This window comes from Nitrosomonas sp. Nm58 (assembly GCF_900107335.1).
Lineage (GTDB): Bacteria > Pseudomonadota > Gammaproteobacteria > Burkholderiales > Nitrosomonadaceae > Nitrosomonas.
The window spans coordinates 1-19,520 of the sequence record NZ_FNPQ01000033.1; the positions used below are offsets into that span (position 1 = coordinate 1).

Here is a 19,520-nt window from a genome sequence, read left to right on the forward strand (position 1 = left end):
TCAATTCTATCAGGAGCGAACTTCTGACTGTTGATGTGAATACTCGGCATGCTAAATCTATATTAGCAGCCGGGTGAATTTTGCAGGGCCGACTAAGTATTGATTCGTGTATCTATTATCATGGCCAGCTCCTTTAAATGATTTGGCTTACTCAATAAAGCCTTGCCTACAGTTACCCAAAACAACACATATCACGCCCGGCAGTCACGACATTGATGGCGTCATTATCCACCGGCGGCTCGAAGCCGATCAACCCATAAGACGCCACAATCGCGAAGACCGGCCGTTGAGCTCGGTGACCTTCGGCGTGCTAGTGACGGTGAAGTCGAGCGGGAAACTGTTGGTCGTGCTCGCATACGCGGCTGGAGCACCATCACTGTTAAAGACCGGCGACCAGAGCGCGCCGTCCCAGCAGGCCAACCGGATCGGGTCGGTCGGAAAAATTGGATCTGGCGGGCAAAAGTTGGCCTGCACCAAGTCGTCCGGATTGCCGCCGAGCAGCAGCAAGTCCAGGAGCGCAACACTGCCAACAGGCAGGACCGGATCTTTCGGGAGAACCGGCGTGCACAGCTGCTGGGTTGCGGCGTTATCACAACCATTCACGCCCACGATGAAATTCCGTGTCAGTTCGGCATCAGCGCTGGAAGCCAGCAAGGCGCTGAAGAGTGGGAGCGCAATGAATGTCAGCAAGCGGAACCAAGAGACGGGTTGCGCTGCGTTCCCTGCGAAGGAGTCTTAGCGGACATCAGGGAAAGCAGGCATGAGCCGCCTGCGCTCTCTTCAGGATCAGCGGATTTTTTGACTGGAGTGTTCATTTGTGTCCATCCCATTCGTTATTGATTGCTTGTAACTATTCAGTACAGCTTAAGGTAAACACAGAAAGCTGATCGGAAAAGAGCAAGCTAAGCACTTCAGAAGCGATAAATCAGTAAGACCAAACTTGACCGTTCCAACCACATCCATGCATAACCTTGCGCATGCTTTTATCGGCTCAAAAAGATATCGAAAAATAGGTGACAAATAAATACGTGCAAACACGTAGGAAAGCAAAGAAAGGGTGGATCTGAATTTTATAGTCTAGAAGAAAAAAATTCCGAAATTGATTTGGCATAAGATTGGCAAAAGCCGAATAGGATGGGCGGCGTTTTTCTGCCTACCACTTTTATCAGCAAATGTGGACAAACGATGAAATGTGAAAATGTTTGCCCACCTACGCAGGTTTGCGATCGAGCACCACAAAATGGTATTCCAATCCACTTTCTTCTAAAGTATGTTTTTCGCGTGAAGATTCATACCAGTCGTGTCGGTTAAATTCTGGAAAAAAGGCGTCTCCTTCGAACTCTTTCTGGATTTCGGTTAGATAAAGGCGCTGGCAACGCATTAATGTTTGCTGATACAGCTCCGCTCCGCCAATAATAAATATTTCCTTATCCTGATAAGGCGAGCAGGCAGCCAACGCCTCTTCAACTGAGCCTATTACTGTCGCGCCTGAAACCGAAAAACCTGATTGTCTGCTAACAATCAGGTTGATCCGCCCTGGCAACGGCCTGCCAATCGATTCATAGGTTTTCCGTCCCATGATGATGATCTGACCCATGGTAAGCGATTTGAAGCGCTTGAGATCCGCCGATAGATGCCAGGGCAAGGCGTTATTCCGGCCAATGACGTGATTGCTGGCCATTGCAGCCAAAATGGATAAGCGCGGCAAGTTCATACTGCAACCGGTGCTTTAATGGCTGGATGGGGATCGTAATTATCCAGCATAAAATCTTCATATTTAAAATCAAAAATATTTCGGACCGATAGATTAAGCCTCATTGCCGGAAGCTTTCTGGGCTCACGCCCTAACTGCTCCCGGGCCTGCTCAAGATGATTTAGATAGACATGCGCATCGCCAAACGAGTGCACAAAATCACCTGGTTTTAAATCACAAACTTGCGCAATCATCAGGGTCAGTAATGCATAAGATGCGATATTGAAAGGAACACCCAGGAAAATATCCGCACTACGCTGGTAAAGTTGACAAGAAAGCCTGCCATCGGCGACATAAAACTGAAACAGCACATGGCAAGGGGCCAGTTTCATTTTGTCCAGATCATGGACATTCCAGGCAGAAACAATCAGCCGCCTCGAATCAGGCGTTTTCCTGATTTGTTCGATGACCTGTGAGATTTGATCAATTGAATTCCCCTCCGGGCTTGACCAGGAGCGCCATTGATGACCATAAATAGGACCCAAATCACCGTTCAGGCCGGCCCATTCATCCCAGATGGAAACACCATTTTCCTTGAGATAGGTAATGTTGGTGTCGCCACGCAGAAACCATAACAACTCATGAATAATCGATTTGATGTGGCATTTCTTGGTCGTTACCAGCGGGAAACCCTGTCCCAGATCAAAGCGCATCTGATAGCCAAAAACAGACAGCGTACCAGTTCCGGTACGATCCGATTTTTGATGGCCATGCTGAAGCACATATTGCATAAATTCAAGATATTGATGCATGCGTAATGAATAAAAATAAGGCAGTAATAAAAAACCATGCTAAACATCACTAGGATAGCAGATATAATAGCGCCAACTATACTGGCAGGAACTCTAATGCTTGCAACACTTTTACAAAATAACTCACCTCTCGATGAATCTGTTAAAACCACACACATTCTGGCGCTCCTTCCCAAGCTAGAAAAACTGCCCAGCAAAATTAATCTGCCTGGCGAATATGCACTCAAAGCGTTGCTCCTTCGGCGTGAGATGCAGGTATACCAGATTAGTGAGACACCTGTCTGCGCCAATTTACAAAATGGTGCGCTTTGTACCTGGGCAATGGTGGATTTAAATAAATCTATATTTGAGCAGCACACCTATGTTCGCAAAGCCTTGCACTTATTATTGGAAGAAGGGCCTGCCCAGATCCATGTGTCGGTTCATGGCAATGCGCACCAAAAACAGATCTTGGCAAAATTAGCAGTATACGTCTCCTGGATCAATGGCGCAGTTTTACCGGTACGTAAACTTAAGCCTGACAGAAAACCACTCGAGTCGATCATTCTCCATGGGCACGAAGACCCCGATCATTTCTTACCGTTACGCGCACAAGCAGAAGGAAATCTGCTCGCCCGCGGACTGACTGGATTGCCACCCAATGAGCTAACGCCCAAAACCTATCGGGAGCAAATCGAAAAACTCGCAATCAATGAAAATTGGAAACATGAAGAATATGATTTATCAATACTACGGAAACTGGGTGCGGGTGCATTTGTTGCGGTAGCGCAAGGTAGTGACACGGAAGATGCCGCTATCGTGCATTTACAGCGGCATGCCGGCAAAAAACCGAGTAAAACGATCGCACTCGTCGGTAAAGGTATTTGCTTCGATACCGGCGGGCATAATTTAAAACCCGCACGCTTCATGCATGGCATGCATGAAGACATGAACGGCTCGGCGGTCGCTCTGGGCGTTTTATTGGCGGCTACTCGGGCTGATCTACCCGTCAATATCGATTGCTGGCTAGCAATTGCACAAAATCATATCAGCCCGCGCGCTTACAAGCAGAATGATGTCATTACTGCATTAAATGGCACAACGATAGAAATTATCCATACGGATGCGGAAGGCCGCCTGGTACTGGCTGATACCCTGACTTTGGCAGAAAAACAAAAGCCTGACCTGATTATCGATTTTGCAACCTTAACAGGCAGTCTTTATACCGCACTGGGATCGCGTTATAGCGGTATCTTCAGTAATCGCGAGCATCTGATCCAGAAGGCGCTGACTGTTGGAAAATCAAGTGGTGAACGCGTTTGTGCTTTTCCTATGGACACTGATTACGAAGTCGACCTTGAAAGCAAAATTGCTGATATCAAACAATGCCTGCTGGATAGCGACTATGATCATATTCTTGCAGCCCGTTTCCTCAGTCAATTTGTCAATGATGTGCCCTGGCTGCACATGGATCTCTCCGCATGCAATCATAAAGGCGGTCTCGGTGCTGTTGGGACAGATATTACGGGTTTTGGCGTTGCCTGGGCGATGGCGTTCCTACAAAAATTTCTTACAAGCTGATTGATAAAATTGACCTTGCTTCTAAGAATTTCCAGCTAAACGGATTCTATTTGAGTTACTCAGTCTGAGGGTAAGTTCCTGACCAATGGAAAGGCGCTCGCTATTACCATTCCATGATTTGATTTCTTTTATATCAATACCATATCGTTTGGCTATATCGTCTAAAGTATCACCCTTCTTGACTATATAGATAATTGAGTCATTCAATAACGAATTAGTGTTATGCTGATTGTTATCTTGTGCTAGATAATCATTTTCCCTGGTTCTATTTTTGCTACGAGGTACTAATAAAGTTTGTCTCTTTTTCAGGGTATCATTTATGGAAATACCATTGATCTCGGCAAGCTCAGCCACATTAATCGCGTATCTACTGGATAAGTCCTCGATTGTTTCTCCTTCCTTTACCTTATAAACACGCCATGAAACAAGCGATTCATCGTAATTCTCAAGATTGGCTATGAAGGTTTTCGCCTTATTGACCGGTAACAAAAGTGTACGGGGCGAGTCATCAATTCTGATAATAGGCCTATGGTATGCCGGATTAAGTGCGGTGAATTCTTTTTCTGGCACCCCTGCAAGCTCGGCTGCCAGTTTCACATCGATATGTTGAGTAATTTCAACTTGCTTGAAATAAGGTCGATTAGGAAGAGGTTTAAGCTTGACACCGAAATTTTCTGGATTAGCAATAATATTCCTTACGGCAATGAGTTTCGCAACATGATTTCTCGTTTCATTGGGTAATTCAAGGTCACGAAAGTTAATACCATCATTCTCCTTATGATTTTCATCTATGGATCTTTTTAGCACGCCCTCCCCACAGTTGTATGCAGCCAACGTCAATTTCCAATCACCAAACATTTTATAAAGCTTCTGCAGATAGTCCAAGGCAGCTCGTGTCGCCGCAACAACATCGCGACGCTCATCATACCACCAGTTTTGTTCAAGGCCGAATGCTTTACCGGTAGAAGGAATAAGCTGCCAAAGACCCGAAGCATGGCGGTGAGAATAGGCTGCTGGATCAAACGCGCTTTCTACAATAGGAATAAGCGCAATCTCAGTGGGCATGCCACGCCGCTCCACTTCTTCCACAATATGAAACAAATAGCGCCTGCTTCGCTCAACGATGCGATCAATATATTTTTGATGACGCGTAAAATGGTTTTCGTTATGGCGTACTTCCTGACTGCGCATACCAGCAACGGCAAAACCACCGCGTATACGTGCCCATAAATCATCCAAATGCTTATCTGAACTGGCAGAATCCCTCTTTATTACTGAGGTAGAGCGGTTTTTATTATTTTCTAAAGTTCCCTGCGCTTCTGCCGCAGTTGGTAAGAAAGCCAATATCATACTGGCTATAAGTACTAATATCAGATTTGGTATGTTCTTTGTTTCTAGCATGAGTGTGTTGCATCCTTAATTTTCAAAATGATCGATATCTCTGAAAATTCAGATTCGATCATGCCTGCATGACTTACGACTCGACCTCCGCCGACTATTAGTCAGATAACGTAACCGTTATATTCTGCAGGCAAGTTGCTACATCATTGCTTTCGCATTTACTCCTAAAACTCCTAAATTGTTAATGAACCCCTAACTTATAGGGTATTGAACTTCAAAAGAACGATCCAGAAAATAAAAGAGATTTTGCTGTTAACGCTACTCCCAACTCAAAACACCACCAGTCTGGTACTCAATGACACGTGTCTCAAAGAAATTCTTTTCTTTTTTTAGATCAATCATTTCCGACATCCAGGGAAATGGATTGCTTGCGTCTGGAAACAGAATATCGAGACCAATTTGCTGACAGCGGCGATTTGCAATAAAGCGCAAATATTCCTTGAACATCGATGCATTCAAGCCCAATACGCCTCGTGGCATCGTATCTTCAGCATAGCGATATTCGAGCTCGACGGCTTTCTGCATCAAAGCACCAATTTCTTCACGAAACTCTCTTGTCCAGAGATGAGGATTTTCCAACTTGATCTGATTGATGACATCAATACCAAAATTACAGTGCATGGACTCATCACGCAAAATATACTGATACTGTTCGGCAGCCCCCATCATTTTATTCTGCCTTCCCAGCGCCAGAATCTGCGTAAACCCTACATAGAAAAACAATCCTTCCATAATGCACGCAAACACAATCAAACTTTTTAGTAATTGCTGATCAGATTCCAATGTGCCTGTTTTAAATTTTGGATCCGTCAAGGTATCGATGAAAGGAATCAGAAATTCATCCTTATCGCGAATTGATTCGATCTCATGATAAGCATTAAAAATCTCACCTTCATTCAACCCCAGTGATTCAACGATATATTGATAGGCATGGGTATGAATGGCTTCCTCGAAAGCCTGTCGCAAAAGATATTGACGACATTCCGGATTAGTAATGTGGCGATAAGTACCGAGCACAATATTATTTGCTGCCAATGAATCGGCTGTTACAAAAAAACCAAGATTACGCTTGATCAGACGACGCTCATCTTCAGTCAATCCATTCGGATCTTTCCAAAGCGCGATATCACGGCTCATGTTGATTTCCTGAGGCATCCAGTGATTGGCGCAAGCTGACAGATATTTCTCCCACGCCCATTTATATTTGAACGGGACCAGTTGATTGACATCTGCCTTGCAATTGATAATGCGCTTATCTTCTACAGAAATGCGACGATGGGCATCCTCCATTGAACTCTCATTCGATGTATCAATGCGGGCGCTATCCTTTGTTGTATTGCTTGCAGCAGGAGAATACAAGATCGAATCATCATTTAACATTCCGCTCAATAGATCTTTCTTCCGGATACTTTCTGGTTGCAGGGATTCATCATCAAATGTCAACATTATTGCCACTCCTTATTCTTATATAGTTGCATTCATACATTAATTATCATTGGCATGATTCACATCCAGGATCATCAATCGCGCAATACTTGATTTCTGCTGTCACTTGTTGAGCGTTTGCCGCGGTTACACCGCCACTGGCTGGCACGGCATTGAGTGCGCCAGTATATACCGTAGACTTTTCTGCTGTCGTTGCGCCTAATGAGCGCAAATAGTAGGTTGTCTTGAGTCCCCGCAGCCAAGCAAGCTTATAAAGCTCATCGAGCTTCTTTCCAGAAACACCGGCCATATAAATATTGAGGGATTGCGCCTGATCGATCCATTTCTGCCGTCTCGCTGCCGCCTCAACCAACCAGCGAGGATCCATTTCGAATGCGGTCGCATACATGTCCCGCATGCTTGCAGGTATTCTGTCTATTTTGCCGATCGCACCATCGTAATACTTGAGATCCGCAATCATCACCTCGTCCCATAGATCGCGTTGCTTCAGATCATTGACCAGCCATTTATTGGCGATGGTAAACTCTCCAGACAAATTGGATTTAACGTAAAGATTCTGATAAGTGGGCTCGATGCTCGCTGAAATGCCGACGATATTTGAAATCGTAGCAGTAGGCGCAATGGCTAGACAATTTGAATTTCTCATGCCGTGCTTCTTGATACGCGCACGAAGTTTATCCCACTGAAGAGCAGCTGAAGTATCCACCTCAACAAAATTGCCGCGCTCTTCACGTAATAGCTCGAGGGTATCCTGCGGCAAAATCCCGCGATCCCATAAACTGCCACGATAGGAAGCGTAACAGCCACGCTCTTCCGCTAATTCGGTGGAAGACCAATAAGCATAGTACGCAATAGCCTCCATTGATCGATCTGCAAACTCCACCGCTTCTTCTGAAGAATAGGGAATACCCAGCTTATATAAACAGTCCTGGAATCCCATGATGCCAAGCCCAACTGGCCGGTGCCTCAGATTGGCATTACGCGCTTTAGCAACTGCATAGAAATTAATATCGATGACGTTATCAAGCATCCGCATCGCCGTGCTGATCGTATGCTTGAGCTTACCCATATCAAGCTTGCCATCGTTGACGTGCGCCGGCAAATTGATTGATCCCAGATTGCAGACAGCGATCTCTTGTTCATTGGTATTCAAGGTAATCTCAGTACAGAGATTGGAGCTATGCACCACCCCGACATGATTCTGGGGTGAGCGTATATTGCAAGGATCCTTGAAGGTAATCCATGGATGTCCTGTCTCGAACAGCATGGTCAGCATTTTCCGCCACAATTGCTGAGCAGGAATCTTCCTATGTAGGGCAATTTCACCCTCCGCCGCTTTTTTCTCGTATGTGAGATAAGCTTGCTCAAATACCTTGCCGTACTTGTCATGGAGATCCGGCACATCAGAGGGCGAAAACAGTGTCCAGTCCTCCCCCTCCATTACCCGTTTCATGAACAAATCGGGCACCCAGATCGCCGTATTCATATCATGCGTACGACGACGATCATCACCGGTATTTTTGCGAAGTTCAAGAAACTCCTCGACATCAAGGTGCCAGCACTCCAGATAAGCGCATACCGCTCCCTTACGTTTACCGCCCTGATTAACCGCTACAGCGGTGTCAGACACTACTTTGAGGAAAGGAACGACGCCCTGTGATTTGCCATTGGTTCCCTTGATACGTGATCCCATCGCCCGGACGGGTGTCCAGTCATTGCCCAGCCCACCTGCAAACTTTGAAAGCAAGGCGTTTTCCTTAATCGCTTCATAGATACTATCCAAACTATCCGACACGGTGGTCAGATAGCACGAAGACAGCTGCGGACGGCACGTACCCGAATTGAATAATGTCGGCGTCGAGCTCATGAAATCAAATTTGGATAATACCTGATAGAACTCTATGGTACGCGCCTCACGATCAATTTCATTGAGCGCCAGCCCCATGGCCACCCGCATGAAAAAGGCCTGCGGCAGCTCGATACGTTTTTCGTTGACATGGAGAAAATAACGATCATAGAGGGTCTGCAAACCAAGATAACCAAACTGCATATCACGATCTGCATCCAGCACCTCTGCCAAACGGCTCAAGTCAAACTGGGCCAGACGCTCATCCAATAATCCAACCTCGATACCTCGCTTGATAAAGCCTGGAAAATATTCCGCATAACGAGATTTCATCTCGTTATGCGTCACATCCTCTCCCAGCACCTCAAAGCGGATAGTATGTAGCAACAGTCTCGCCGTAACGTAACTATATGCCGGGTCTTTTTCTATCAATGAACGCGCCGATAGAATAATCGATTTCCTTACCTCTTCCGCCGGCACCCCATCGTATAAATCTTTTAGCGTTGATTTAAGAATCAATGCGCTATTCACCGCCTCGCCAAGACCGATACAAGCCGCATCCACCAACGCTGCCAGTCGCGCAACATCCAGAGGAATTCTGTGACCATTTTCTACCACATGTAAAACGTGGACCTGTTTCTCGGCAGTCAGCTTTTCTTGCTGCTTTGCCCGTTCACGCGCTCGCTCCTCGCGATACAGTACATAGGAGCGAGCCACATCGTGTTCGCCCGAACGCATCAACGCCAGTTCTACCTGATCCTGAATATCCTCGATATGAAATGTGCCCCCTTCGGGCTGGCGTCGCGTCAGCGCGCCCACCACATCCTGAGTCAAATGCGCCACCACCTCACGTACCCGTGCAGACGCAGCGCCTTGCCCGCCTTCCACCGCGATAAAGGCTTTGGTCATCGCAACAGAAATCTTGCTGGGCTCAAACGCAACCACCGCACCGTTACGACGAATCACTTTATATTGAGCATATTGCGAGCCGGGTGAAACTGGAATTTCTGGAAAACCACTTTGAAGGACAGGGTTTAAGTTTGCACTGTCGGCCGTAAGTTGCATAGTCGACTTCTCCTTGTTTATGGATGCAAAAATACAGGCAAATTAGTATGACCATACTACCTGTAGTAGCAGGCCATGGATCATAGTGTGCCTATTGTACTAGCTTTTGGAAAAACGAAATACTTTTCTGCATTGAAAAATATTCTTTTCTTATTAACCAGTTGATAAAAATCAATAATTAGAAAAGCGATTAATCTATCGGTATTCCTATTTTGTTCGGATTACAAGATGGGTCATGTTATGAGAAACTACGAACGACTAATTATTAATTATCACGGATTTTCTTCATGCACCAAAGTCAATGGCACCTGCTTACCAGTAAACGTTTTCTGCCTCTTTTTCTCACCCAGTTCCTGGGGGCACTGAATGACAATGCTTTCAAGAATGCACTCGTCATCCTGATTACCTATACAGCGATGGATAGCGCAGGCCTCAGTCCACAAATCATGGTGACCCTTGCGGCTGGCATCTTCATCCTGCCTTTCTTTCTTTTTTCTGCCACCGCAGGTCAGCTTGCAGATAAATGGAACAAAGCAAAGCTGATCAGAATCATCAAATTCATAGAAATCCTGCTGATGAGCGCAGCAGCAGCAGGCTTCTTTCTGGGGAGTACAACTTTTCTGCTGTGCATTCTTTTTTTAATGGGAGCCCAATCAGCATTTTTTGGACCACTCAAATATGGCATTCTGCCAGACCACCTCCATGAGAATGAGTTGATTGGCGGCAATGCCCTGATTGAAGCAGGCACATTCTTAGCGATACTGTTCGGCACGATGCTAGGGGGTCTGCTCATTCTGGCTGAAAATGGCACCGCCATTATTTCAACATTGGCCATCATCACCGCATTCACTGGCTGGTTATTCAGTCTATTCATTCCACCAGCCAAACCGGCATCACCAGAGATTAAAGTCGGCTATAACCTGTTATACGAGACAGGCGCTATCCTGCAGCACATCCGTCAGAACACCATCCTATTCCGCTCAATAGTGGGCATCTCATGGTTCTGGCTGTTTGGTGCAACCTTTTTATCTCAGTTTCCTGTTTTTGCGAAAGAGATCATTGGCGGCAATGAACAAATTGTCACGCTGTTTCTAGTCGTTTTCTCCGTCGGTATTGGCATTGGCTCGCTGTTTTGCAATAAGTTGCTGAAAAGCGAAATTGCGGCAACGTATACGCCGCTGAGTATTCTGAGCATGACCATTTTTACTATTGACTTGTTTTTTGCCAGTGAAAATATCCTTCCCCCAAGAGAAGGTGAGCTGATCGGTGCAGTCGCCTTTCTGAATTCATTGGCACATTGGCGTATCTTGCTGGATCTACTGGCCATTTCCATTTGCGGTGGCATCTATGTTGTCCCACTTTATGCCATTGTTCAGCGTTACTCAGAAACCTCTCACCTATCACGTGTCATTGCTGGCAATAACATCATGAATGCATTATTCATGGTGGTATCAGCCCTAGGCATCGGCTTGATGCTGGCCAGCGATTTCACCGTGGCTCAAGTTTTTCTTACCATCGCGATTCTGAATGGTCTCGTGGCAATCTACATCGCTAGCCTGTTGCCGCAAGCACTGGTCAGATCGATTCTGCAAGGAATTTTTCATACTTTCTACCGACTGGAAGTCAAAGGACTGGAAAACTATCAGAAAGCAGGGGGAAAAACGATCATCATTGCCAATCACCTATCATTCCTGGATGCCATCCTGCTAAGCATTGGCATCCCTGAGCCACTGTGTTTTGCCATCAATACACACATCGCACGACGATGGTGGATTAGGCCATTTCTATTTCTGGCCGACACCGTCACAATCGACCCTGCTAACCCGATGTCTACCCGGCTATTGATTAATAAAGTAAAAAGTGGTCAGAGAGTCGTCATTTTTCCAGAGGGCAGGCTGACGCTAACCGGATCACTCATGAAAGTTTATGAAGGTCCTGCCATCATTGCCGATAAATCTGGCGCGCTACTCCTCCCGATCAGAATTTCAGGTGCTCAATACACCCCTTTCTCCAGACTGAAAGGTAAAATTCGGATTCGCTGGTTCCCCAAAATCACCCTTACCTGCATGCCACCTGAATCATTTGATCTGCCGCCGCAAATCTACGGAAAGCAACGAAGACGTCTAGCCGGAATCAAGCTTTACGACATCATGACAACCATGATGTTTCAAAGCAATGAACTCAAGCAAACCTTATTTCAGTCCCTTCTGGATGCAACCACCATTCATGGTAAAAGACATATCGTCGCTGAAGATATCAAACGCATGACATTGACCTACTCTCAGTTAATCACCCGCAGTTTTATTCTAGGGAACAATCTACGAAAGCTTACGCGGGCAGGAGAAAACGTGGGAGTGTTATTGCCTAACATGACCGGCACGCTGATCAGTTTCTTTGCCTTACAAGCCTTTGGCCGCACCCCCGCCATGTTAAATTTCTCCGCCAGCAAAAAGAATCTGGTGGACGCATGTCAACTGGCACAAATCAAATCGGTCATCACGTCCAGACAGTTCATTGAAGATGGGAAACTTACTGAAATGATCGATGGATTGCAAGCGCAACATGTTGCGCTTCTTTACCTGGAAGATATTCGCAAACACCTTCACTGGTGGAACAAGTTCGCAGGATTCTTAGCTGGATGGATTCCGCGGCTTACTTATCGCGTCACCAGTCCCTCACAGGACCCCAATGCTCCGGCGGTGGTTTTATTTACTTCTGGCTCTGAAGGGACTCCTAAAGGCGTAGTGCTTAGTCACATCAATTTACAGGCGAACCGCTTCCAGGTGTCATCCCTTATCGATTTTGGTCCAACGGATATCGTATTCAATGCGTTACCGATTTTTCATTCATTTGGTCTGACAGGCGGCATGCTCTTACCCGTTTTATCCGGAATAAAAACATTTTTTTATTCTTCACCACTGCATTATCGGGCTATTCCAGAACTGGTATATGACACCAATGCCACACTTCTATTTGGTACCGATACCTTCCTGGCTGGCTATGCACGTCATGCTAATCCCTATGATTTTTACAGTCTTCGATATGTATTCGCAGGTGCAGAAAAATTAAGGGAAAGTACGCGTAGAACATGGTCCGAAAATTTCGGCGTCCGTATTTTCGAAGGATATGGCGCTACTGAAACAGCACCCATCCTGAGTATCAATACCCCCATGCACAACCGAGCAGGATCGGTAGGTCGCATGCTGCCGGGGATTAGCTACCAGTTGGAAAAAGTTCCTGGCATTAAAAATGGCGGTAAGTTACTAGTCTCCGCTCCTAATGTCATGAAAGGGTATTATCTGATCGACTCACCTGGGCAGGTTACGCCACTACTTAACAGCTGGTATGACACGGGCGATATCGTCGAAATAGATAATGAAGGCTATATATTTATTAAAGGTCGCGCCAAGCGTTTCGCCAAAATCGGGGGTGAAATGGTTTCTTTAGCTGCGGTAGAAGAGTATGTCAGCAAACTCTGGCCCGATTATGTTCATGCCGTGGTGCAGATTCCCGATGCAAAAAAAGGAGAACGGTTGGTTCTCATTACGACCGATCCCACCGCCAATCGAAACGACTTGATTAGCTATGTTCAGGAACAGGGAATTGGAGAGTTGAGTATCCCCAAAACTATTTTAGTAATCAATGAAATGCCTATTCTGGGCACTGGAAAAACAGATTATGTCACCCTTCACGATTGGGTTCTGCAACAGACGGCAAACCTTTAATCTGTGCACTTCCAGGTTTTGATCTTTCTGATATCCATAAATCTCATCGACCATATTTCTTTCTGTTCCGGCGACGGCGATTATGCGCACGTCGGGCTTCTTCTTCGGTCGGTGGCGCAGGTTTTTTATTGGCGTAGGGATTATGGCCTGTCCTGAATTCTACGCGTAACGGCGTACCTTCCAGCCGGAAAGTTTCACGAAATGTGCTTTCCAGGTAGCGGCGGTAAGTTTCTGGCACATGATCCAGCATGCTGCCATGAATAATGATTAAGGGAGGATTGGAGCCTCCCTGGTGAGCATAGCGCAATTTGGGACGAGACATCCCTCCCCGTGGAGGAGATTGTTTTGCGACAGCTGCCAGCAAAGCACGTGTCAGCTTGGGTGTGGGCAAATTCGCCATTGCGGCGGTATAAGCGGTATTAATCGATGGAAATAATCCTTTTATGCCGCTTCCCTGTAACGCAGAAATGTAGTGATATTTAGCAAAATCAAGAAACGCGAACTTTCGTGCTATCTCCCGCTTGACAGCGTCTCGCTGATAATCATCCAGACCATCCCACTTATTTATAGCGATGACCAATGCTCTGCCCGTTTCCAGAATAAATCCGGCAATATGGGCATCCTGGTCAGAAATATCATTTCTTGCATCAAGAACCAGGACCACTACATTTGCATCCTCGATGGCTTGCAGTGTTTTGATGACTGAAAATTTCTCGATCGTCTCGAATACTTTGCCTCGACGACGCAGACCCGCTGTATCGATCAAAGTGTAATGATGCTGACGGTACTCAAAATCAATATAAATACTGTCCCGGGTCGTACCCGGCTGATCAAATGCAATGACACGCTCTTCACCCAGCAATGTATTGATCAGCGTGGACTTGCCTACGTTGGGCCGTCCGACAATGGCGATTTTGGGATATTTTTCCGCTCTCTCCTCAATTTCTTCTGGCTGAGGAAGAAAATCGGCCAAAGCCAATTCGACCAGTTCACCCACATGATCGCCATGAATAGCTGAAATTGCACAAGGCTCACCCAGACCGAGTTCATAAAACTCCGAGGTGACAATAGCGGTTCTCATTCCTTCAGTTTTATTCACTACCAGCAGAATTTTGCGACCTGTTTGACGCAGATGCTCCGCAATAATCTTGTCATGCGGCGTCAATCCTTGCCGGCCATCAACCACAAACAAAACAATATCCGCTTCATCGACTGCCTGCAATGTCTGCTTCGCCATCGCATGCAGCACGCCCGACTTTACAACAGGTTCAAAACCGCCCGTATCTACAACGATATAAGGCTTATCGCCTATCTTGCCATGACCATAATGCCGATCACGGGTCAACCCTGGAATGTCTGCCACGATGGCATCACGACTGCGCGTGAGACGATTAAACAGTGTTGATTTACCGACATTGGGTCGCCCAACCAGCACAAGCGTAGGTTTCATGATTATAGGAAATGATAATGGCTGAAAAAAATGCATGCGCTCTCCCATTACTGGAAGAAAGCATCTCTGAAATTTATTGTGAAGAGTGGATTACCAACAACCGTTACTGCGCAGCAAAAGCGTAAATTCCACCCTTTGAGGTCTGCACGACAAACCCATCAGGAATATACTCCGGACGGCTCAAAATAGCACTGCCATCCGTGGCCGCTCGTGCCACCAGACTGCCATCATGACGCCTGAGTAGCGAGACGTTACCTTCTGCATCACCCACTGCCAAGAGTGCACCACGAACAACTAAGGGCGCAGATAATTTACGGCTACCCAGTTTAGCCTGCTTCCACATCATGGCACCACTTCTTTTGTCATAAGCGACGACTGCACCACGATCTTCACTTACATAGACATTGTTGTTATCCATAGTAAGACCAACATTGCTAGATGCATCTCTCGCCCAAATCTGATTACCATCCGCGATCTCAAAGCAGGCAATGCGCCCATTATAGGCTACGGCACAAACTTGTTGATCATCAATAACGGGTAGACCAGCAATATCCGTCATACGCTCCAGCTCGGTGACCCCGCGTGGTTGTGAAACAGTCGCCTCCCAGCCTACATTGCCGTTTACTAAATTCATGGCTATCAGCTTGCCACCGGCTAATCCAGCAAATACAGCACCTCGATAAATTAACACGCTGGTAAAATTTCTCATCGTCAATGCAGGCGTAGGCCCTTGATAAACCCATTTACGTTTGCCATCCGCCGCATCTAATCCAAAAATCCTGCCATCACCGCTCCGTGCAATCACGACACCGCTATCGACCTGGGGCGGACTTAATACTTCGCTGGTCACGCGCGCTTTCCAGCGCTCATTACCCATTTCGTCAAACGCAAGCACTTCACCCTTAAATGTTCCAATCAGGATCATTCCATGGCCTGCACCCACTCCCCCTGATAACTTATGCTCAGTCTCTACCTGCCAGTTCTCTTTTCCAGTAGCAGGATCAAGGCGAACCAGCTGTCCTTTTGCATCAGCCGCGTATACTGCACCATTCTCATAAATGGGAGAGAATACGGCTATCTCGCTCTTATTCAGGCCGAGCTGCCACAATATCGGTATCTGAGGCAGTGCTTTTAATGCCGCAATTTCCTCCTCATTAATCTCAACTTCATCTTTATTACTCAATAGATCAACAAAATTACTAATCCCCAGATCACCCATACTGGCGCATCCGGTTAGTAAAATCAACACAACGGATAATACGAGGTGTTGTAAGAAGAAACCTCCTGCTCTAAGCAACAAAAGATACTCCAGATGCAAATTGACGATCACCTACTACTTGGTCTCTCTCAAGGCATCCAGCTTCATCTGGACAATATTCTGATAGGCGCTTCTACCACCACCCAATTTATCGATTGCTTGTTGATAAGCCGTACGTGCTTCAGCTATTTTCCCCGATGCAGTGAGGATATCCCCTTTCAAATCAGTATAAAGTCCCGTAAAAGATTCCCCATGCTGAGCATTTAGCAGACTCAGAGCTTCATCATATTTTTTCTCATCCAACAATATGCCAGCAAGGCGTAATCGCGCGATATCCTTTATCTCCGACTCCTTACTCACATCCAGAATCCACTGCAGTTTACTTTTAGCTCCTTGTATCTCACCAGCATTGATATTTGCATGCGCTGCAATCAGAGCTGCGCGTGAAGCATACCCGCTAGCAGGGAAGCCCTCCATCAACAAATGCGCGGCGTCATTAATCTTCCCGGAGCTACTATTTTTCTCAACTTGCTGTTGCAATACAGCAAACAAGTCAGCAGCCTGCTGTGCTTGCTGCCTTTTATAATAATTCCATGTCTGCGTTCCGACGATCGTTGCAATCAAGGTTGTTACGACAATAATCATCGTATTACCATGTGCTGCCCACCAGGCTTTTAGCCCTTCTATTTTTTCCTGTTCTTCCGGATTATAAGCTGCCATTTTTTCTTGACCTGCCTAGATAATTAACTATTAAATTCGTTTGAGTAGTGGGCCTGCTTCCGCTAGCCCTATTCTCACCTGCTCAGCTGCCTCACGCAACGGCTTGATGCTCACTTCCCCTGCTTTTGCTTCATCATCACCAATAATGACAGCAAAACGAGCGCCACTGGCATCCGCTTTCTTCATTTGCGATTTAAAACTTCCGCCGCCGCAATGCAAAATAACGCTGAGCCCTTCATTACGAAACCATTCTACTGCTTTCCAGGAAAAATTCGCAGCGATCTCTCCCTGATGAGCAACATAAATATCGACGGCAGGGTTTGGAATTTCACTTTCGCCTATCAAAGCAAGAATTCGTTCAATTCCCATCGCAAACCCACAGGCAGGCACCGGCTTTCCGCCCATTTGCGCGATCAACCCATCATAGCGCCCTCCTGCGCATATCGTCCCTTGCGCACCCAGCTTATCGGTCACCCATTCGAATACGGTGCGATTGTAATAATCTAATCCCCTCACAAGCTGGAGATTAATCTCAAAATCAACACCTTGCTCGTGCAGCACTCGCTGCAACGCTTCAAAATGCTTTAGTGATTCCTCATCCAGATCATCCAATAACCGTGGTGCTCCAAGCAGGATTTCGCGCATGAGCGGATTCTTACTATCCAGGATACGCAGGGGATTGCTATGCAGGCGCCTGCGTGCATCTTCATCCAGTTCATCCCAATACTGCTCAAAATACTTGATGAGTCTTGCCCGATAAATGGCACGTGATTCGGTGCTGCCGAGCGTGCCAATTTCCAGGTGTACACCTGAAATGCCCAATTGACGCCAAAGCCGCGCGCACATGATGATCAGCTCTGCATCGATATCAGCGCCCGCATATCCCAGCGCCTCCACGCCAACTTGGTGAAATTGCCGGTACCGCCCTTTTTGTGGACGTTCATGCCGAAACATCGGTCCATAGTAATATAATCTCTGCGGCCCTGCATAAAGAAGATTATGCTCAAGTACTGCACGCACACAGGAAGCCGTGCCTTCCGGACGCAATGTCAGACTATCTCCATTAAGATGGTCCACAAACGTGTACATTTCCTTTTCGACGATATCAGTCACCGCACCGATCGAGCGTATGAATAAATCAGTCTGCTCGACGATGGGGGTACGAATATTACGGTAACCATAACTGGCGAGCCAGGTACGCACGGTATCCTCGAAAAACTCCCAACGATGCGCTTCATCTGGCAGGATATCATTCATCCCGCGGATAGCCTGAATCACATTAGGCATGGATTGATTTTCTTTGGTATTTGGTGCGTACATATTCATCAACGATGTGACGAAATTCGCCCGCGATGTTGTCTCCCTTCAGGGTGACTGTCTTTTGTCCATCCACATAAACCGGTGCCACCGGATTTTCTCCTGAGCCAGGCAAGCTAATACCAATATTGGCATGCTTACTTTCCCCCGGACCATTGACCACGCATCCCATCACCGCCAGCGTCATGTTTTCCACTCCATCATATTGTTCACGCCAGGTGGTCATTTGCTCTCGCACATAAGCTTGGATACTTTCAGCTAACTCTTGAAAATAAGTACTCGTTGTTCGTCCGCAACCTGGGCATGCTGCCACCAGCGGAACAAATGCCCGCAAACCCATTGTCTGCAGGATTTCCTGCGCCACGATGACCTCACGCGTGCGATCCCCTCCAGGCTCAGGCGTCAGTGATATCCGTATGGTATCGCCTATCCCTTCAAACAACAGCACCGACAATGCTGCAGTCGATGCAACGATCCCCTTCGACCCCATCCCTGCCTCTGTCAACCCCAGGTGCAGTGCGTAATCACACTGAGCTGCCAGCTCACGATAAACCGCTATCAAGTCTTGCACACCGCTTACCTTGCAAGACAGCACGATGTGATCTCGTGGAAGCCCAAGCTCTTCAGCCTTGGTTGCGCTCTCCAAAGCAGAAGTAATGAGAGCCTTGCGCATTACTTGACCAGCATCCATTGGTTCAGCAGATTTGGCATTTTCATCCATGATGCGCGCCAGCATTTCCGGATCCAAACTACCCCAATTGACGCCAATTCGCACAGGCTTGTCGTATTTACAAGCTATCTCAATCAGTGTAGCAAACTGCTCATCGCGCTTCTTGCCATGACCTACATTTCCTGGATTGATACGATACTTGGCCAATGCTCTGGCGCAATCCGGGTAGGCGGTCAGTAATTTGTGGCCATTAAAATGAAAGTCGCCTACCAGTGGCACATGACAGCCCATATTGTCCAATCTTGCACGAATTGCTGGCACTGCATTGGCTGCTTCTGCAGTATTGACTGTAATTCGCACCAGTTCTGAACCAGCATGCGCCAATTGCGCAACCTGTATGGCGGTAGCCACTTCATCTGCTGTATCAGTATTAGTCATCGATTGTACAACGACAGGTGCATTACCACCGATCATAATTGAATCTACGCGAACCCCAACACTTCTGCGCCGGGGCAAAGAAATATTATTTTGAGACATTATTCTATAAAGCCTGAAAA

The 19,520-nt window shown here is 46.7% G+C and carries 13 protein-coding genes; 2 read left to right on the forward strand and 11 right to left on the reverse strand.

Annotation, left to right across the window (positions count from 1 at the left end):
• Positions 1–249: 249 nt before the first annotated feature.
• From BLW34_RS11315 to BLW34_RS11325, 3 genes are all read right to left on the reverse strand, one after another.
• Positions 250–690 (reverse strand): hypothetical protein, encoded by a 441-nt coding sequence (locus BLW34_RS11315; RefSeq protein WP_090579590.1) that lies wholly within the window; start codon positions 688–690, stop codon positions 250–252.
• Positions 691–1,210: 520 nt separating this feature from the next.
• Complete coding sequence (locus BLW34_RS11320) at positions 1,211–1,714, reverse strand: dihydrofolate reductase (RefSeq protein ID WP_090579593.1); 504 nt, start codon at positions 1,712–1,714, stop codon at positions 1,211–1,213.
• Entirely contained in the window at positions 1,711–2,505 is a 795-nt protein-coding gene (locus BLW34_RS11325) for a thymidylate synthase (protein ID WP_090579596.1), read from the reverse strand. Before BLW34_RS11325 ends, BLW34_RS11320 begins: the two co-directional genes overlap by 4 nt.
• Before the next feature lie 96 nt (positions 2,506–2,601).
• On the opposite strand from BLW34_RS11325, the gene BLW34_RS11330 reads away from it, so the two are divergent.
• Positions 2,602–4,065, forward strand: a complete 1,464-nt coding sequence (locus BLW34_RS11330) for a M17 family metallopeptidase (RefSeq protein WP_090579599.1) — start codon at positions 2,602–2,604, stop codon at positions 4,063–4,065.
• Positions 4,066–4,086: 21 nt separating this feature from the next.
• On the opposite strand, the gene BLW34_RS11335 is transcribed toward BLW34_RS11330, so the two are convergent.
• The 3 genes from BLW34_RS11335 to BLW34_RS11345 form a co-directional block, all read right to left on the reverse strand.
• A complete protein-coding gene (locus BLW34_RS11335; RefSeq protein ID WP_090579602.1) occupies positions 4,087–5,466 on the reverse strand; it encodes a transglycosylase SLT domain-containing protein in 1,380 nt (459 codons plus the stop codon).
• Between the two features lie 258 nt (positions 5,467–5,724).
• Positions 5,725–6,912 carry a ribonucleotide-diphosphate reductase subunit beta gene (locus tag BLW34_RS11340; protein ID WP_090579605.1) on the reverse strand — a complete coding sequence of 396 codons (1,188 nt, stop codon included), beginning with the start codon at positions 6,910–6,912 and terminating at the stop codon, positions 5,725–5,727.
• A gap of 46 nt (positions 6,913–6,958) precedes the next feature.
• Positions 6,959–9,823: a ribonucleoside-diphosphate reductase subunit alpha gene (locus BLW34_RS11345; protein ID WP_090579608.1), complete on the reverse strand. Its 2,865-nt coding sequence runs from the start codon at positions 9,821–9,823 to the stop codon at positions 6,959–6,961.
• A gap of 287 nt (positions 9,824–10,110) precedes the next feature.
• Here BLW34_RS11345 and BLW34_RS11350 point away from each other — a divergent pair, with 287 nt between their 5' ends.
• Positions 10,111–13,548 (forward strand): acyl-[ACP]--phospholipid O-acyltransferase, encoded by a 3,438-nt coding sequence (locus BLW34_RS11350; protein WP_090579611.1) that lies wholly within the window; start codon positions 10,111–10,113, stop codon positions 13,546–13,548.
• A 43-nt stretch (positions 13,549–13,591) separates the two neighbouring features.
• Here BLW34_RS11350 and der read toward each other — a convergent pair whose 3' ends face one another.
• The 5 genes from der to ispG form a co-directional block, all read right to left on the reverse strand.
• A complete protein-coding gene (gene der, locus BLW34_RS11355; protein WP_090579649.1) occupies positions 13,592–14,998 on the reverse strand; it encodes a ribosome biogenesis GTPase Der in 1,407 nt (468 codons plus the stop codon).
• A 103-nt stretch (positions 14,999–15,101) separates the two neighbouring features.
• Positions 15,102–16,298, reverse strand: a complete 1,197-nt coding sequence (gene bamB, locus BLW34_RS11360) for an outer membrane protein assembly factor BamB (RefSeq protein ID WP_256203763.1) — start codon at positions 16,296–16,298, stop codon at positions 15,102–15,104.
• Between the two features lie 33 nt (positions 16,299–16,331).
• Entirely contained in the window at positions 16,332–16,976 is a 645-nt protein-coding gene (locus tag BLW34_RS11365; protein WP_090579614.1) for a tetratricopeptide repeat protein, read from the reverse strand.
• 30 nt (positions 16,977–17,006) lie between these two features.
• A complete protein-coding gene (hisS, locus tag BLW34_RS11370; protein ID WP_090579616.1) occupies positions 17,007–18,263 on the reverse strand; it encodes a histidine--tRNA ligase in 1,257 nt (418 codons plus the stop codon).
• Positions 18,256–19,500 carry a flavodoxin-dependent (E)-4-hydroxy-3-methylbut-2-enyl-diphosphate synthase gene (gene ispG / locus BLW34_RS11375; RefSeq protein ID WP_090579619.1) on the reverse strand — a complete coding sequence of 415 codons (1,245 nt, stop codon included), beginning with the start codon at positions 19,498–19,500 and terminating at the stop codon, positions 18,256–18,258. The genes hisS and ispG overlap by 8 nt, the downstream gene beginning before the upstream one ends.
• Positions 19,501–19,520 lie beyond the last annotated feature (20 nt).

Excerpts from the sequence above, each read along its gene's own strand:
- BLW34_RS11320 (WP_090579593.1), bottom strand. The coding sequence starts at position 1,714 with ATGAACTTGCCGCGCTTATCCATTTTGGCTGCAATGGCCAGCAATCAC.
- ispG (WP_090579619.1), bottom strand. The coding sequence starts at position 19,500 with ATGTCTCAAAATAATATTTCTTTGCCCCGGCGCAGAAGTGTTGGGGTT.
- BLW34_RS11330 (WP_090579599.1), top strand. The coding sequence starts at position 2,602 with ATGCTTGCAACACTTTTACAAAATAACTCACCTCTCGATGAATCTGTT.
- BLW34_RS11365 (WP_090579614.1), bottom strand. The coding sequence starts at position 16,976 with ATGGCAGCTTATAATCCGGAAGAACAGGAAAAAATAGAAGGGCTAAAA.
- BLW34_RS11345 (WP_090579608.1), bottom strand. The coding sequence starts at position 9,823 with ATGCAACTTACGGCCGACAGTGCAAACTTAAACCCTGTCCTTCAAAGT.
- BLW34_RS11335 (WP_090579602.1), bottom strand. The coding sequence starts at position 5,466 with ATGCTAGAAACAAAGAACATACCAAATCTGATATTAGTACTTATAGCC.
- BLW34_RS11325 (WP_090579596.1), bottom strand. The coding sequence starts at position 2,505 with ATGCATCAATATCTTGAATTTATGCAATATGTGCTTCAGCATGGCCAT.
- BLW34_RS11350 (WP_090579611.1), top strand. The coding sequence starts at position 10,111 with ATGCACCAAAGTCAATGGCACCTGCTTACCAGTAAACGTTTTCTGCCT.
- der (WP_090579649.1), bottom strand. The coding sequence starts at position 14,998 with ATGAAACCTACGCTTGTGCTGGTTGGGCGACCCAATGTCGGTAAATCA.
- hisS (WP_090579616.1), bottom strand. The coding sequence starts at position 18,263 with ATGCCTAATGTGATTCAGGCTATCCGCGGGATGAATGATATCCTGCCA.
- BLW34_RS11340 (WP_090579605.1), bottom strand. The coding sequence starts at position 6,912 with ATGTTGACATTTGATGATGAATCCCTGCAACCAGAAAGTATCCGGAAG.